The organism is Pedobacter zeae (assembly GCF_014196715.1).
GTDB lineage: Bacteria > Bacteroidota > Bacteroidia > Sphingobacteriales > Sphingobacteriaceae > Pedobacter > Pedobacter zeae.
In genome coordinates this window covers 255,737-273,356 of sequence record NZ_JACIEF010000002.1, presented here as the reverse complement: position 1 = coordinate 273,356, position 17,620 = coordinate 255,737, and the positions used below count along the sequence as shown (strand labels likewise).

Below are 17,620 nucleotides of genomic sequence, written 5' to 3'. Positions count from 1 at the left end.
TTAATTAATAACTGCTTTGTTTATTTTTTAAATGATATTTTAAACCCGGTTACTTTCCAGGCCGGATAATCTGCAGGCTTTTTGATTACCAGTGAACCCTCGCGTTGTTCCCAGCTTAGCTTTTGTTTACTGCCCAATAGGGAAACAGCGCTGATGGCTTTAGTGAGGTATTTCGAGTTTTTACCCAACAATTTCATCTCAATATCGCCTTGAGGAACATTTAAGCAAAATGCAAAAAGATCGTTTCCTTTTGTGGTGTAACGGATATCACCGGCTTCATACTCACGCGTATCTGTCAATCCGCCGAAATCGCCTCTTTTTTGGTTCGATTTAATGGTAGATGGCCCTTCTCCGTATACTTTCCAAGGCCTGGTGGCATAAATTCCTTCTCCATAAGTTTTGGTCCATTCGCCTATTTCGGTTACGATTTTAACCACATCGGGCTCCAGGTCACCTTCGGGAGTTTGCACAACATTAATTAATAAGTTGCCGTTTTTACTCACAATATCTACTAAAAGTTGCGCAATTTCATTTGCATTTTTATACCGCTGTCCGGTTCTGTAATACCAATCGCCTATTGAGGTATCGGTTTGCCATGGAAAAGGACTGATCGAATCCAGTACACCACGCTCAACATCCTGGGCCCATTTACCCTCCGATGGCTCTTTAGGGGTATAAACTGCTTCGAGTTTACCTTTATTTTTAGCTATGTCCTGATTATAGTAATGTGCCACCACTTTGCGCCCGTAATCTTCAAACGGAAGCTTGCTATCAGAATAAAGCAGGTCAGGGTGGTAATTATCAATAAGTTCGGTTACATATTCTGCCCATTTTTTATGCCATCCGGGATTATTGGTAAGCCATTCTTTTATGTCGCTGGAATCGGCAGGTAAATGATACAGGTCTGAATACTGAGGGTCGCGACCATCATACGGAATTCCGGCAAACTCGCCTGTTTTATCAGCTCCGTGGCTGGGCTGGAACCAGTTGAAACTGGCCGCAAGATGTTCTGAAACGCCAAAGCGTAGTCCTTCTTTTTTAGCTGCCTTTTGCCACAAACCTACCACATCTTTATGTGGACCCATCTTTACTGAATTCCACCTGTGGATTTTAGAATTCCACAAAAAGAACATATCGTGGTGCGAGCCCATACTGACAAAATACTTTGCACCCGCTTTTTTGTAAAGGGCCATTAACTGATCGGGGTTCCATTTTTCTGCTTTCCAAAGGGGGATCACATCTTTGTATCCGAATTTAGAGGGCGTGCCGTAATGCTGTACGTGGTACTTGTTCTGTGGGCTGCCCTGTACATACATATGCCTGGCGTACCAATCGCCCTGCCTTGGAACGGCCTGCGGCCCCCAATGCGACCAGATCCCGAATTTGGCATCACGGAACCAATCCGGATATTGATACTGCTTTAAAGACTCGTTGGTAGGTTTAAATTTCTCAGTCCCTGCCTGGGTGTTACTTTGCTGTGCCTGCACTTTTGCCAGCATGGAAAGTACGGTAACGGTTAGTAATAATGTTTTTTTCATTTGCTTTAGATTGCACTTATGTGTTTTGGATTTTAATCCTAAAGTCTTACTGGTGTGTAAGCTATAATTTGGATGTTATATATTTGGTTAACAACATCAAAAATAAGTATCTTATCCGATGTAAATTTGAATAAAAGAGACTATTTGTTGTAAAATTCCGATATTTAAGACATGATTAAACGGGTATTGCAAAACAACTTTTCGCTGCTTAACGTAGATTATGTAAAACTCACCGAAAAATGGGACTATCGTAATGTAATTAGCCCTTACTACCGCATTTATTATATAGACGGAGGATCAGGTGAAGTATCTGACCAAACCCAGCGTTTACAGCTCGAGGCGGGTTATCTTTACATTATACCAAGCTTTACCCTTTGCAACTTACATTGTACGGGTTATTTAAGTCAATATTTTGTCCAGTTTTTCGAGGAATCTGTAGATGGGGTTTCACTATTTGCTCAAAAAAGAACCGTTTCTAAAGTTAAAGCAAGCCCCCTGGACATTGATCTTTTTAAGCGTTTGCTCGAAATTAACCCTGGCAGGGGAATTAATAGATCTGACGATCCTAAGGTATATGAAAAGAACATCTTCTACCGGGAATACCAGGAACTGAACAACCGGCAGAATTTAGCGAGCTACCTGGAAACCCAGGGAATCATTCTTCAGCTTACCGGTCGCTTACTCGGCCAGCAATTATCGACCAGGCAGGAAATGCTTCCAACACCCGTTAAGATAGCCGAAACCGTAAGCTACATTTTAGTAAACCTGCATAATGAACTATCGGTTACGGCACTTGCCACACGCGTTAACCAGCATCCCGACTATTTTTCGCGCCTGTTTAAAACCTTCACAGGTGAACGCCCTGTTACCTACATACTTGGCAAACGCATAGAACGCGCACAATACCTGCTTGCCACGAGCCAGCTGAGCTATTCTGAAATTGCGACCCGAACCGGCTTTGATAATCTTTCGTATTTTTCCAAATCATTCAAAAAAATTACAGGCATGTCGCCCGGAGCATATAAAAAACAGGTTTACCAGGTGGGATTTACGTTATAAAACTGAATACCAGTGGTTTTGCCGTATCGGTCAGTTTGTAATCCAAAAAGTTCTTTCTACAGGAACTGCAGATTGAATCTTTTTGTTGGGGGTATCACATCCATATTGCCAGGCCACTACAGTTACTTTTACCGGGAATTTGCTTCGGGGCGGAACCGGCGTAAAAAGAAGAATGTTATCTGTAATTTCTGCAGGTCCTTCTTTAATGTAGTAAGAAACCGGTAAACCAGCATCTGATTTAGCATTCAGAGAAAATGATTTTATATTTTTTTGAGGATTGGCAATTGCCGGAAAGTTAATTTTTTGTGGCTCTCCTTTTAAATTAGGTAAAGGAATTTTAAAGCCTAACTGTTGTACTGCAGACCTGTATTTTGCATCACCTTTCTGACTGGCCATTAACCAAATATCATTGCTCCTTTTTTTGTTATTAAACCCCATCCGGTAAAAGGCAATCTTAAAAGTCGAATCGTTTATTTTTTTAACCGGTCCGCAGATTCTTGAAATAACGATCTTTTCAACCGGCCGGTAGCTGCTATCGGGGTTACCTGTGGCCGGGTTGATATTGACAGCCGACAGATGAAAAGAAATTCCATCAGCTAAAGGCTTAAAATTCAGCCTGGCACCAACAAAATCGGCCACTGGTATCGCTTTTCCGTTTTGCACAAACCCAATGGTTCTGCGTATTTTGCCCCTGGCCTTGGCATAAAATTTTTCGGTAGCAGATGCCATTTGATGATCAAAAGCCCAGCCTGCTTCGGCCTTGTTTCCTTTATATTTTTTAACTGGGGCCGATTCCCAGTGGGGCAATTCGTTATTCCGCCACCTGTCTATCAGCCAACCGGCTTCAGGGTTAACCGGCTTAAGTATGGAAAAAGTATCAATGGGCTGTTTTTCCGGTAGTCTAGCCTTAACTGCCTTCGCAATAAAAAGGTTAATATAGGAGATAAGATCATCTGAAAAATCAAAATGGCCATGGCCGGCATCACAAAAAATCGCCAAAGGGGTATTGGGGTTATCGTTCCGGTATTTCATGGCCGGGGCAATCCTTCTTTCGAGCCACTCCTCCTCGCCCATTACAAAAAGGCCCGGAATACCATTCAGGTTTCGTTTTCCCCAATCCGGATTGGGACGGCCGCTACCGGTCATATTCGTTAAAGGTGCATCGCCATGAATCGACAGCACGGCAATGGTACGTTCAGGATTGAAGGCCGCATAGTTCCATGGATAACTCGCCGCAGCAGAATGCCCAATGGGGATAACCGGAGAAAAGGCCAGCTCACTGTAACCCGAAATTTCGGCAAGATCTTTTAGCATACCATCAAAAATTGCTGCAGAGCTGGATTGAAATACCATATCTACAGATGGAGTAATCCAAATTTCGGCTATTCCCAAGCCCGAAAGATTTTTCCTAAAGGCAGGATGTTCCAGTATCCCTTCTTCCAGCATGTTGTGCTGACCTATAATTACGCCATTCAGCTGCTTACAGTTAGGCGGTATCCATAAAAATGCTGTCGGTCTTTCGCCGGTTTCGGTAGAAATACTGCCATTTACCGGTGCAGACCATTGCCATTCTGCCGCTAAACTGAGTAGTGATGCCAAAATAAATAGTATTAAAAAAAATCCTTTCTTCATCCAGCGGGGTAATTTACCTGATTATCATGCTATTTATCCTGTTTCCAGGGAGAAAAACAATGTACCAAACCCGGCATTACCGGTAGGCGAAACATATTTTTTTAGGGAGTAAATTCCTCTTTTCTGCATCTGCCTTTACCATAAAAGGAGTGGGCCAGCAGCGTATGAAGAATTTGGCAATCTTATCCATTAATTTTTGTTATTTTTTATAAAATGGCCTTTTTATTTACTGCCCAAATATAAGAGTGCACCAAATCCAGGTTGATCACGATCGTACCCTTCAGGCCCCATTTTATCGATTACCTGCTTGCTAAATGGCATTGACATTCCCTTACGGCCAACATAATGGTTGTAAACCATTTGGTAAATCGGGATAAATCTACCTCTTCCAATGGTCGAAATTTCATTCCAATCGCTGTACTTTCCGGTAATATCTTTCCATGTTCTGAAAGGCACGTTATTCCCCAGATTATAATTGGCTACATATTCAAATCCTTTTAAAAGGCGGTTTTGCAATGCAGCATAGAGATCGTCGCCCTGTTTCCAGGCAATTTCGCATACCGTAGCCATGGCACCTATTCCCAACTGGCAATGCCCCTGGTCTCGCCCACTCTCCTGTATCTGTCCGCTTTCACCATCAATATAATTGGCTATGGTTCCATTATCTTTTGCATGCAGGTAAAAATCTACCGCTTTATTGTACATTTTCCCGTCGCTTAAATAAATGGCTGCAGAAATATAAAACTTAGTAACAATTGGCCCCCAATTGCCATTGGTATAGGCCGGGGTACGATAAAAAGTTTCGGCTACGGGCAGAAATATATTTTTTACCATTGCTGTAATTTTATCAAGCTTGGACTTACTATCAGATTTGTAGCTATATTTTAACAGTTCCAATACATTTACAATTTTTAGACCTTCGAGCCCTACGAGCAGCGGTGCATCATTGGTTGCGGGAATGCTTTTTAAAGAATCGGCATAGGCTTCCAATATGCTTAACGCCCTTTCGGCATGAGCTTTATTATGTGTTGCCGCCCACATCACCATGTTGAGGTAAGCTGCACTAAAATCTGCTTCCATCCTGCTTTTGGTATTTCCATATTCGCCATCGCGGGAAATAACCCGGAACGGACCATTCATTTTATAACCGGAACTGGCCAATGGATGATCGCTTAATAACTTATAAGATCCATACCCCGGCGATGACGGACGCTGTGCATTTAAAGCGATCCGCTCTAAATCGGCCGTATTAAATAAAATACCTGGGTGAACAAATTTTTTCTGAGCGGATGCAGCAGAAACCGTGAAGCATACAAAAAAGGCTATTGCCAGCAGATGTTTTTTTTTCATTGAAACGAAGTTAAGGTTAACCTGAACAGAGCGTCCAGATTTTTCCTGGTTATAAATATATCAGCTATGACACCTAAAAGTAAAATGCAATACTCTACTAAAAGCGTTAAACAGAAATCGCAAGATATATCCTGATTTGAGAGTATTTACGCCGGTATTTTTTGTCGGTACTTTATCGTATAGCGGGAGGCAGTCCTATTTTGGCCAGACGGTGAATAATTTCCTCGATTTAATTTGATTTTATAAGATAAGCAACGTATGAAAAAAATAGCAATAGCAGTAGTACCCCTACTGATCTGCAGCACATGGGCGGCTTTTGGCCAGGTAAAGGAAATAGCCCGTATTTTATCACCCGGGGCCGGCACCCAGCTGGAAGTGGCCCTGTTTGCCCAAAAACAGCTTAAGTACCGCGTTAGTAACCAGGGAAAAACTGTTATAGGGTGGTCTGAGCTGGGCCTGGAGCTAAATTTCCCTGACGCAGTGCCCGGCATAAAGATAACAGGTACAACCCGGTCTTCGCACCGGGAGAAAATCGTGACCAGATTAGGGGAAAACCAGATCATTTATAACAATTATAATCAGATCAGAATCAAGTATTTGTCGCAGGGAACTGATCTTTCAGTTATTTTCAGGGTGTTTAACGGCAGCATTGCCATGCAGTACCTGATTGCCAATAGTGGCAAACTAAAGGAAGTTACCATTTTAAAGGAAAAAACCGAATTCAGGTTACCCCAGGCGTATACACTTTATCAATACCACCAGGAATCGGTATTTACACCTATTCCGCTCGATTCGTTAACCGGAAGTTCTGATCTGCCGTCTACACTGGCAGGAAACAACTCGTATATCAGTATTGGAGAGGCTGATAATACCGGTTACACCAAAGCAGAGCTAGCGCCCGGATCAGCCAGGGGTTCCCTGCAAATTGCGTTTACAAAGGACAAACGGGTTAATGCAGTTTTGCCTTTCAGCAGCCCCTGGAGAACAATAGGAATCGCCGAAACGGCTACCGGCCTTCACCATTTCAGCGAACTCCCCTACAAACTGGCTCATCCGGCGGCATCCCAAACAACGAATACACCACTTGCAGGTAAGTTGATAAGGGCCCAGCTTGATACCCAGTCCGGATTTGACTGTATTGATTTTGCCGAGAAGATGAATTTTCAGTACATCATGTTCGATGCAGGTTGGTATGGTCCTGAAAGGAGTACCTCTTCCGATCCCAGGGTCCCTATCCAGGCTATTGATATGGAACGCGTTGTAAAATATGGCCAACAGCATGGAATTGGGGTGATCCTGTACTTAAATTATATGGCGCTCCGGAATCACCTCGACGAGATCCTTCCCCTCTATAAAAAATGGGGCATTAAGGGAATTAAATTCGGCTTCATAGACGGATTAACTCAATCGGGTACAAAGTGGCTTGCAACTGCGATGAGAAAGGTTAATGACAGCGGATTAATCCTGAACATCCACGATAACTACAAACCAACCGGTTTATCGCGGACGTTTCCTTTTTTGCTTACCCAAGAGGGCATCAGGGGTGATGAGAACAGCCCCGACGCATTTCACACCACCGTTTTGCCATACACACGTTTTTTAGCAGGTGCAGCTGATTTTACCTTTTGTTTTCCCAATCCAAAACAACAGTTCGCTAAAAATTTAAAGGTAAGCAAGGCGCAACAGCTGGCACTTACCGTAATTAACTTCAGCCCATTACAATCTATCTTCTGGTACGGAAAGCCAAAAGATTACACCAACTGGGATGAAATAGCATTTTTCAAAACTGTTCCAACCGTGTGGGACCGTTCGATGTACCTCCAGGGCGAAATCGGGAAAAACATCTGCGTAGCCAGGAAACACGGAAAGAAATGGTTTGTTGGTTCGGCAGCCGGAAAATATGAATGGCAGGGAACTTTAAACCTCGACTTTCTTGACGAGGGAAAATCGTACCAGGCTACCATCTGGACTGATACCGATAATCAAAAACTTTCGAAAAAGGTGCTCCGTATAAAAAAGGGTTTCTCTTTACCTTTTTATATTAAACCGGCAGGAGGTCTAGCCATTGAAATTAGCCCTGGCTAACTGAATTTTATATTTCAGATCAAGGGTATCCTTAAACAAAAACAACAATTCCAAGTAATCTGGAATTGCTGTTTTTTGCGCTTGTAAACAAGCTGAGAGGGTGAGACTGTTAATTTTGGGATTATTTTTTTGATTGAGGTAACGACTTATTTAAGCATTTCTGTTTCCCCTGTTTTTACATTAATACGCCAGGCTTGTGGTTTGGGAAGCTGAAGTTCGCCTTTTCCTATTTTAAGTGGCATCCAAAGGTACCTGGAATCCCATTGTGTACGCGGTTTCCACTTATCGGCCACAAAAATGACAGAAGTTACTTTTGTACCTGTAACCTTTAACATAAAAGTAGATTGCGAGCCATAGGTATTGGTTTCTACAGGTGCAATATCTTTAAATTCAGACCAGGGGCCTTTTAATGACCGGGCTGTAGCAAATTTATTGGGGTTAGGGTTCCAGCTGGTCAGTGCAGATCCGATGGCGTAATAAAGGCCATCATATTTAACCACTGCTCCGCCTTCCAATGGTGCTTTAATCAGGCAAATATCCTCTTCAACGTCCAAGTAATCGGCAGATAGTTTAGCAATGTGAAATCCTTTCGAAACCCTGTCTTCAAAAATAAGATAGGCAAGTCCATCGTCGTCTATAAACTGCCCTATATCGCGGCTTTCATGGCCGAAAGGACGAAAGGTTCTGATAAATTTATAAGGCCCAACCGGTGAATCTCCAATGGCTACACCTACGCGGGCATAACTATAATTCCCTGCTTTACCTTTTACCTGCCCATCTACATGCATATACATCACGTATTTTCCGGTTTTAAGGTTATGGTATACTTTAGGGCGTTCCAAAACCCATTTTTTACCCAGACTATCCGGATCGGTCATTTTAAATACATCTCCCCTGAATTTCCAGTTCATTAAGTCTTTAGACGAATAACAGCTTACATAACGGTAATTTGAATCCAATCCCTGGCGGCGTTCTTCGCCATACCAATAGTAGGTATCTTTCACCTTTATGATACCCCCGCCATGGGCCTGAATGTGATTACCCTTATCATCCGGCCAAACCTCTCCAGGTACTATTTCATTACGTGTTTGCGCAATTCCTGTTAAGCTGTGCAGGCATAGTGCCCATAGCAAAAAAGTAAATCCAAACCAGCTCTTCCTGCCTATATTTTTTTTCATTTACCAGTGTGCAAATTATATTGCTAATTATTAAAATATTAATCTATAAATGTCGCTCGCTTTAATTCACTTCGCATTTATCAGGCAGCGTAAAATGTAGATAATTCTGAAACCTCCCTCAGTTTTTGAATGGCACGGTAAACATGATTGATTACAGACTGGTATCGTATCTTAAGAATTTTGGCAATTTGCGGATAGCTGAGGTCATCGTAAAAGCGCATGGTCAGAATCTCGCGTTGTTTGGCAGGAAGGGAATTGAGTACAAGCACCAATTGCTGTTTTATTAGCGAATCGGATTCCTTAGATACCATAATATCTTCTGCCGAAAAAACGGATTCCGGTTCAGGGATCAAAGTGAGCTTGGCTTCACGGTGCTTAACCAAACGGATATGGTTGAGCACTATTGACCGGGCCGACCGGTAGAAATAAGCTTCCACATATTTGATTTTACCAATTTTTTGCCTTGTCTCCCAGAATTTAATAAAGAGGTCCTGAAGAAGATCGTCAACGAGTTCATCATCGTTTAAGATCCTGGAGGCAAATACAAAAAGTTTAGGGTAAAGATTGGCATGCAGTTCTGCATAATCGTGCTCGCTTCCTTCCAGGGTGCCTTCCCACAATGCAATCAATTTCTCAGTCATCATAAAATATTAATATTTGGTTAATACGAAGATGGCTCAGCTTGAAAAAATTGATGGGTATAAATTCGTAAAATAGGAGTACATTTTCACTAAATGCCCTTAAAAGGTATTTAAAGGGGGTTTTAAACAGAAATCTGGCAGGTCTTTTGGCTATTATTTCATCTTGTATCTCCGGCCCAGTGTTTTACGGTGCTTGGTGATAAAGGCTGTTGGGGTAAGTCCGAAAAGTTTAGAAAACTGTTTTCCGAAGTATTTGGCGTCATTAAATCCAGAGCGGAAGGCTACCTCGGTTACATTATAATCGGAGCCTATAAGTAACTCTGCTGCCTTGCGCAGGCGAATAAACCTGATAAAGGCATTAACAGATTGCCCGGAAATACTTTTAACACGTTTATATAAGTTTGAATGGCTCATTCCAACTTCATCGGCCAAAGTCTTAATACCAAAATCAGAGTCGGTAAGGTGTTTTTCAACCACCAGGATACAGGCATCTAAAAAGGCCTTGTACTCTTCAGATACGACCACGGAGTTGCTTTGAAGTGTAATTTCGTTATAGAAGTAGTTTTGCAGGTTGTTCCGGTTGCGCAACAGATTGGCTACCCGCGCTACCAGGTATTCCCTTTCAAATGGTTTGTTAATGTAGTCATCGGCACCGCCATGCACACTTTTAAGCTTCAGATCCTGCGATGAACTGGCCGTTAATAAAATAACCGGTATATATGAAAGTGTTGGATTAGATTTAATAGACTGGCAAAATTCGATTCCATTTATACCCAGCATCTTAAAATCGGTAATAATTAAATCAGGAAGTTTTTCGGTGGCAATCTGCAATCCCTGCTCCCCATCTTCAGCTTCATAAACAGTATAATCGTTTATAAAAAGACTTGCAATATATTTCCGGATATCCCTTTCATCGTCGACGATAAGGATGGCCTGCTTGTCGCTCACGATACTCACCTCCAGGCTGATGTTATTGTCTTCAACAGTGGTTAAAAGGTCTGGTGCATATAGTTCATCAAAGAGATCTTCCGGGTCATCCTGGGTACCGGCTACAATAAGCCCTTCCAGGTGATCTGTACCTTTTAACAGGGTTATGCTAAAAATACTGCCTCCATTTGGCCTGTTTTGGTAAGCTATGGTTCCGGAATGGGCTTCTACAAATTGTTTAGCCAGGTAAAGGCCAATGCCAAAACCCGATTTATGTGTGCCATCGGTTCTGTCTGCCTGGTAAAAACGTTCAAAAATGCGGTTGGCGGCTGCTTGCGGAATACCAATACCCGAATCTTGTACCGTGAGTATTAACTCCTGTTCGTTTTCGCTGAGTTTAATTAATATTTCTCCACCAACCGGTGTATACTTTAATGCGTTAGAAATCAGGTTAAACAGAACAATTTCTATTTTGATGCCTTCTGCATACACTTCCGGCTCAAAAGCAGCCGATTCAAACCGGTAATCCATCTGTTTGGCTGTGGCTTGTTGTGTAAAGCAATCATACACCGCTTTCGATAGTTTTTCCAGGTCGAGTTTATGGGCTTTGATTTGTTCAAAGCCTTCTTCTGCTTTTCTGAAGAGCAATAATTGATCGACCAATGAAAGCATCCTTTTTGCATTGCGTTGAATGAGGTTAAGCTCATTGGCGACCTGGCTATCAGGACTGTTTTTTTTAATGAGATCGTTAACCGGGTTGATAATTAAAGAGAGTGGCGAGCGAAATTCATGCGAGATATTGGTAAAAAACGACATGCGTTTTTCGGCAAGTGCCTTCTCCTGCTCGTTAATAATCCGCTCTTTCTCGTGTGCCAAACGTTCCATGTTGTGCCGGGCCACCTGCGAATCGTATTCGGCCTTTTTGCGCTGCGCCTCCAGGTTTATAATCTGTACTTCGTATTTTAACCTGGTTTGGGTGTTGCGGTAACGCACGTAAACATAAAGTAGACCGGCAATAGCGGCTAGATAGCCCAGGTAGGCCCACCAGGTTCGGTACCAGGGTGGCAAAACCCTGATTTTTAAACTAATTTCCTGGTTTCCCCATTCTCCTTCTGCATTAGTAGACCTCACCTTAAAAATATAATTGCCTTCTGCGATGTGGGTATAAATGGCCTTTCTGTCTTTTCCTGATTTACTCCAGCCACGGTCCCAGCCATCCATAAAATACTGGTAAGAAATTTTTTCGGGCGATGAAAATTCGAGGGCAGTAAAGTTAAACGTAAATACAGCCTGATCATAAGGAACTTCTATTTCCCTTATAGCCACATTATCTTCAGCCACGATCCAATCCAGGTTTTTTTCAATCGGGGTATTATTAATGATTATACCGGTAAGAAGCAAACTCGGCATATCTTTCCGCGGAACAATCTTATCAGGATTAAACAGGCTAAATCCTCTGATCCCTCCAAAAACGATTTCACCTGATTTTAGTTTCACTCCCGCATTGATCTGAAACTGGTTACTCTGCAAGCCGTCGCTCTGATAAAAATTACTGAATTTTCGTTTATCGAAATTAAAACAGGATACTCCATAATACGTACTCATCCATAGGTTGCCGCGCTCATCAGGAATTAAAGTTAATACCGAATTATTGCAAAGTCCATCGGCTGTAGTAAACCGTAAAACCACCTTTTTTTTAACGGGATCAAAAACAAAGAGGCCTCCACCTTCTGTACCGATCCAGAGGAGCCCTTTTTTATCTTCATAGATGGCTCTTACTGTATACCCCAGGTCGTAAAAATGATGCCTTTTGGTTGTTTTATCAATTTGAACCAGCTGCCTCAGGTTTCCTGCCCAGATCTGGCCGTTACGCGCCTGCATCATCGTGAAGAGGTCGCCAAGTTGCTGATCGAAAATTTCAAATTTATCCTGCGGGGCATTAAATCTGTAAAGTGCACCAAGGAGACTTCCACGCCTCAGGGTACCTACCCAGATATCACGGTCGCGATCTTCAAATACAGTAAATGCAACTTTACTCTCAATTCCTGTTAATGGATTGATCATTTTATACCGCTTAAACTTTTGGGTAAGGGGGTTAAAGCGGTTTACCCCTTCGTTAAAGGTACCAATCCATATATCCCCTTTTGTACCGGCAATTAATGAAGAAACAAAATCAGAGGAAATGGAGGATGGATCAGCAGTGCGTTTAAAGTTCGAAAAATGATCCGATTCCTGATCCCAGATACTCAGGCCAAAGCCATCTGTGCCGATATAGAGCTTACCTTTTGATTGAGATACAAAAGCTGATATTGAATTTCCTGGGAGCGAATTTTTGTTCGGATTATGCACCCAGGTCTGGAACGGTTTTTTTTCAGGATCAAGGATCGTTACTCCTCCTGAAGAAGTGCCTACCCATTTCCTGTCGTTCTGATCAATAAATATGGAATAAATATTTTCGCCAATAAATCCATTGTCAACATCAGAATTCACAACTTCAGCCTGGTTGGTTGAGATGGTGTAACGGAAAACCCCGCTTCCATTGGTTCCAAGATAAAGTTCCCCATGTTTACCGGCCGATATGGCTGATATGGGCAAGTCGGCAAGCACTCCTTTAATGCCCTTTATCTCGGCAGTTAAACCTGTGGACGGATCGTAGCAGTAAAGTCCGCGCTGTGTGCCCAGGTATACTTTTCCGCCACTAACCATCATGGCCTGCGCCAGCAAAACATCGGTATTACAAAGGCGGAGTGCTCCTGCGCGGAGATCAAGAAAAGCAAGTCCCTGGTTTTGAATGAAAACCCATATACGCCCTTTGTTATCGGTCCCGGCGGCCTGCACACCATACGACACGGTTTTTTTGCCATTGATCAGCAGGGGAACCAGTTCGCCAGTACCGGATGCCTGACGAAAGCGGACTAAGCCAAGGCCTTCGGTACCTATCAGCATTGTATTTTGTGGCCCGCATACCACTTCCCTGATCACATTCATCAGGGGCAAAATTTCACCTGTTTTCCAATCTCGGTATTTTGCGGTATTAAAAATACCTTTCTGATCATTATAGATGCTTAGCCCCTGCCTGGTGCCAATCCATATGTTATTATCCACATCACTACTCACAGTGTGGATGATGTTATGGATAAGAGATGCTTTATTATCTAATTCGTTTCTAAAAATTTTGAAGTCATATCCATCATACCGGTTAAGTCCATCTTTAGTACCTAACCAAAAGAATCCTTTTTTATCCTGGTAAATGCAGCGAACAAAATTATTGGAAAGCCCGTTTTCAATCGCCAGGTGCCTGATGGTAAAAGGGTCTTCCGCAGCAAAACAGAAACCGACATGCAGGAAAAGAAATAAAAGTAGAATTCGTTGCACAACAGGAGGATTGAAAGCTACTAAAATAGTGAAACATATGTGAATAATCTACAGTTTATCCCCTTAAAGCTTTTACTTGATCACTTTAAAAAATTTAATGGCAAAGAGCGCGATGACTACGTAACACACAATGGGTAAATAGTAGGCATGTGCTACATCTGTATTGGCTATCTTACCCATAAAATAAGGCATTACCGCCCCGCCAACCACTCCCATAGAAATATAGGAGGAAGCCTGCTGGGTATGTGAACCAAGATTTTTCAGTCCGAGGCTAAAAATAGTAGGGAACATGATACTAAAGAAAAAATTGATGCTTAGCAGGGCGCAATAGGATGTCCAGCCCCAGCTTTGAGCAACAATAAGGCAGGCCACAATACTGGCAATGGCAAATGCTGCCAGAATTTTGTTGGGGGCTATAAATTTCATCAGGTAAGTTCCAACGAATCTGCCAAGTGCCATCATGACCATAAACAATACCATAAAGTTTCCGGCTTTCTCATCAGAAAAGCCCATCTTCTCGTGGCCATAATTGATAAAATAGCTCCAGGTACCGGCCTGGGCCGCTACATTAAAAAACTGGGCTGCCACTGCCCAAACAAAATGCCTGTGCTGAAAGAGGCTTTTTCCAGGGGCGAGATCAATGTTTTGTGCGGCTACGGGCTCATCGGAAATGCCATGAGGGTCGATCAGATCGGGAATACGGATAAAGAAAAAAGCCACGGCCACAACCAGGATAAATGCTCCTAATCCGGCGTAAAGCAATTTTACCGAATCGAGTGAATTTTCGTTCCCTCCGGAAGTAGCACGCAGCAAAAAGAATGTGCCAATAGCCGGACCAATTATTGCTCCTATGGCATTAAAAGACTGGGAGAAGTTTACCCTTCTGTCGCTGGTACGCTGGTCGCCCAATGAGGCTGCAAAAGGATGTGCAACTGTTTCGAGTGTTGCCATTCCGCAGCCAAGAATAAAAAGGGCTACCCTGAAAAAACCAAAGCTTTCTGCATTTGCTGCCGGAACAAAAAGAAATGTGCCCAAGGTAAAAAGTGAAAGTCCCAGTATTACACCGGCCTTGTAACCAAAGCGCTTCAGGAATATTCCGGCCGGAATGCTCATGATAAAGTAGGCTCCAAATACGGAAAACTGGATCAGTCCTGACTGTGCTTTTGATACATTCAGCACGTTCTGAAAATGTTTATTAAGGACATCACTCATCGAGTGTGCCACTCCCCATAACATAAACAAGGAAGTAACCAGGATAAAGGTTAACAGGAATTTCTTTTCGGTAAAAGCAGGTTTATTGTTCATTTTAATGTTGTTGTATCCTTTATGATTATTTTTTATGGAGCCAGATTGCAGCACCTCCTGAAGCCTGGAGATCCAGTTTCAGGGTAGATTGTGCATCAACCGTAATATCTTTTATCCCCACCTTGGTGGCAGTGTTAACGGTATTGTCGTCATGATAAATCCTGGCAACAAATTTTTGTCCTTTTGGAAGAAAATCCAGCTTCAATTCTACCTTGCGGGCTTCTGTATTGGTAATACTGCCTAAAAACCATTCTTCGCCACTGCGCCTTGCAGTGGTAATGTACTCGCCCGGTCTTCCCGATAAAACCTTGGTTTCATCCCAGGTAACAGGAATCTTGTCCCAGAATTCGAGTTCAGGCTCGCCTTTATAAAGAGCAGGTTTATCATACCAATATAAGGTCTGTATCGGGCTAAAATAAATGGCAGCTAAGGCCAGTTGATGGGCATGTGTGGTTTTAATCCTGCTGTCGAAATAACAGATCGTGTAATCAGCGGCCCCGGCCAGAAACCTGGTAAAAGGCATTACGGTATTGCTGGTTGCTGCGGGCATTTCTTCATTTCCCCTTATTCCTTCGGCTGTCATCAAATTGGGCCAGGTACGCTGCTCGCCGGTTGGCCTCCAGTCGTCGTGTATATTTACCATAATGTGATTTTGGGCGGCCTGCTGTATCGCTTTTTCGATCCAGGCGGTCCAGCGATGCGAACCCGACTGAACAAAACCAAACTTTACCCCTGCAACGCCCCATTTTTTATAAATGGAAAAAAGACTGTCGCTTTGCATCAATAAGGCCTGCTGGTTAACATAAAGCCACACACCTATCCCCTTTTCTTTCGCGTATTTAATAATGGCAGGCAGGTCAAAGTCGTGAATGGCCACTTTTGAAGCATCAGAATTAAAACTAAATGCCGGACCATACCATTTCCAATCGAACAGGATGTATTGCAGGTTCCGTTTAGCGGCAAAATCGATATTCTCGAAGGCATCGCGGGTTGTTTGCGACATTACCCTCATAATTTTACCCGGTTTAATCCAGCTTTCATCTTTTATTTTAGAGGGTTCGTTGAGGTTCAGGATCAAATCTGTACCCATAGCAATTTCCGGCGCAGTTTCGGCAACTAAAATTGCTCTCCAGGGCGTGGCCACCGGCGAAATCAGGTCAACCGGTGTAAACATGGAAGTTACCAAACTGTTTTGGGCCTTTAATTTGAATTTAGACCTCGAATAATCCACCATTCCGGCCTCAATAAGTGTGGCAAACAACCCATTCTTCAGTTCGAGGGTAAGCGGACGTTCGGCTTCACCATCCCAATTTTCTAGCGCTACTTTTTCATAAGGTGCCTGCGCCCAGTTGGCCTTCCAGGCTAAGGTTCCCGGGGCAAAATTAAATTCGGTATTCTCAGACATGATCCGGTAATAGGTGCCTTTAGCATTTTCAGGAAAGAAAAAGCGGATGGCTACGCCCTGGTTATAGGCCCTGATTTCGATATTCATCAGGTAGTTAGGATTATCATCTTTTACTGTGCTGATGATGAGACTATTATACTGATCACGGATAAGTTTTTTTTCGCCGTAAACCGGTTTCCAGGTGGTATCTTTTGTTAAGCGTTGTACTCCGGTAACCTGCAGGTTTTCGAACCAGTTTTTATGCTTATCTACCGGAAGTGCCATTGCGCTTTCTGAGAGGTGGTTATCGAGTTGCAGCTCCAGCTTTGATTCTAAAATAACGGGTTTGCCCTTGTAGCTTAACTGGTAAAAAAAAGCCTTTTCCTTGTTGGCAATTTCCTTCTGAAAAAATTTAAGTTCGACCGAACGATCGGGTGAGGTGAGTAAATGTTCGGCAGGTGTTTCCTTCTCTTTGGCTGTAGCTTTAAAAAAAAGAAATGAGAGGAGCATTAAAATAGTATAGCTGTTATATTTCATATTCAAATCGGGAGGATTTTAGAGATGCTGATCAGTTTTAAAAAAATAACTATTTGTGTTTGGGACGGATGGATGCCGGTTTACCTGTTAATTTCTTTTGGCAAAACGGCTCCCGTTATCCTGGAAGCGATCCGGAGCCAATGTTTCTCGATATTCTTTTCAGAAATCTGCCTACGGTTAAAAGTAAATGGTAGCTCTTCCTGGTCGGTATGGCCAGGTAGTTTTTTATTTTTCATATTTATATGACACCGGGTCGTATTTTATATACTCCATCATCATGAAAATTAAAGAGAGGTTGGCGTACAATTTTCTTGTTACAAAGCTGCATTCGATAATTAATACTACTTTTTGGTGGCTTAAATCGGCTTTTCAACTTAAAGCCATCGTCGAACCTTCGGAACAGCATGACGAATTGTTCTAGTCAGAGGCCTTTATAAAATAATTTTTCCTTAAATAATTATCGAGTTCAGGCTTCTAAGAAAAAATTTAAGCAGGAGGTAAAAGCTGGTTTATAATCAGGTTATTGATTAACTGACGACTAAAACTAAAACAAAACGTCAGTAACACAAGAATAAAAATCGAACTGTCGGCCCCCTGCCATATCCTCTC

General features: G+C 42.6%; 11 protein-coding genes. 2 read left to right on the top strand and 9 right to left on the bottom strand.

What is annotated here, in order from left to right; all coding sequences use genetic code 11:
• Positions 1-20: 20 nt before the first annotated feature.
• Positions 21-1,538, bottom strand: coding sequence for an alpha-L-fucosidase (locus GGQ60_RS07560; protein WP_183761850.1), 1,518 nt, complete (start codon positions 1,536-1,538; stop codon positions 21-23).
• Positions 1,539-1,709: 171 nt separating this feature from the next.
• Between GGQ60_RS07560 and GGQ60_RS07555 the strand changes: the two genes are divergently transcribed.
• The gene (locus GGQ60_RS07555) at positions 1,710-2,597 is read left to right on the top strand and encodes a helix-turn-helix domain-containing protein (RefSeq protein WP_183761847.1); all 888 of its coding nucleotides are present in this window, start codon (positions 1,710-1,712) and stop codon (positions 2,595-2,597) included.
• A gap of 30 nt (positions 2,598-2,627) precedes the next feature.
• On the opposite strand, the gene GGQ60_RS07550 is transcribed toward GGQ60_RS07555, so the two are convergent.
• Both GGQ60_RS07550 and GGQ60_RS07545 read right to left on the bottom strand, forming a co-directional pair.
• The gene (locus GGQ60_RS07550; protein ID WP_183761844.1) at positions 2,628-4,229 is read right to left on the bottom strand and encodes a hypothetical protein; all 1,602 of its coding nucleotides are present in this window, start codon (positions 4,227-4,229) and stop codon (positions 2,628-2,630) included.
• Between the two features lie 222 nt (positions 4,230-4,451).
• Positions 4,452-5,579, bottom strand: a complete 1,128-nt coding sequence (locus GGQ60_RS07545) for an alginate lyase family protein (RefSeq protein ID WP_183761841.1) — start codon at positions 5,577-5,579, stop codon at positions 4,452-4,454.
• Positions 5,580-5,837: 258 nt separating this feature from the next.
• On the opposite strand from GGQ60_RS07545, the gene GGQ60_RS07540 reads away from it, so the two are divergent.
• Positions 5,838-7,664 carry a glycoside hydrolase family 97 protein gene (locus GGQ60_RS07540; RefSeq protein WP_183761838.1) on the top strand — a complete coding sequence of 609 codons (1,827 nt, stop codon included), beginning with the start codon at positions 5,838-5,840 and terminating at the stop codon, positions 7,662-7,664.
• Between the two features lie 146 nt (positions 7,665-7,810).
• Here the strand turns inward: GGQ60_RS07540 and GGQ60_RS07535 are convergent, their stop codons facing one another.
• The 6 genes from GGQ60_RS07535 to GGQ60_RS07510 all read right to left on the bottom strand — a co-directional run bounded on the left by GGQ60_RS07535 (position 7,811) and on the right by GGQ60_RS07510 (position 17,247).
• Positions 7,811-8,842 carry a family 43 glycosylhydrolase gene (locus tag GGQ60_RS07535; RefSeq protein ID WP_183761836.1) on the bottom strand — a complete coding sequence of 344 codons (1,032 nt, stop codon included), beginning with the start codon at positions 8,840-8,842 and terminating at the stop codon, positions 7,811-7,813.
• Between the two features lie 80 nt (positions 8,843-8,922).
• Positions 8,923-9,486 carry an RNA polymerase sigma factor gene (locus GGQ60_RS07530; RefSeq protein ID WP_183761834.1) on the bottom strand — a complete coding sequence of 188 codons (564 nt, stop codon included), beginning with the start codon at positions 9,484-9,486 and terminating at the stop codon, positions 8,923-8,925.
• A gap of 150 nt (positions 9,487-9,636) precedes the next feature.
• Positions 9,637-13,785: a hybrid sensor histidine kinase/response regulator transcription factor gene (locus tag GGQ60_RS07525; protein WP_183761831.1), complete on the bottom strand. Its 4,149-nt coding sequence runs from the start codon at positions 13,783-13,785 to the stop codon at positions 9,637-9,639.
• Between the two features lie 72 nt (positions 13,786-13,857).
• Positions 13,858-15,090, bottom strand: a complete 1,233-nt coding sequence (gene fucP / locus GGQ60_RS07520) for an L-fucose:H+ symporter permease (RefSeq protein WP_183761827.1) — start codon at positions 15,088-15,090, stop codon at positions 13,858-13,860.
• A gap of 25 nt (positions 15,091-15,115) precedes the next feature.
• Entirely contained in the window at positions 15,116-17,011 is a 1,896-nt protein-coding gene (locus tag GGQ60_RS07515) for a glycoside hydrolase family 97 protein (protein ID WP_183761824.1), read from the bottom strand.
• An 80-nt stretch (positions 17,012-17,091) separates the two neighbouring features.
• Entirely contained in the window at positions 17,092-17,247 is a 156-nt protein-coding gene (locus GGQ60_RS07510; RefSeq protein ID WP_183761821.1) for a hypothetical protein, read from the bottom strand.
• Positions 17,248-17,620 lie beyond the last annotated feature (373 nt).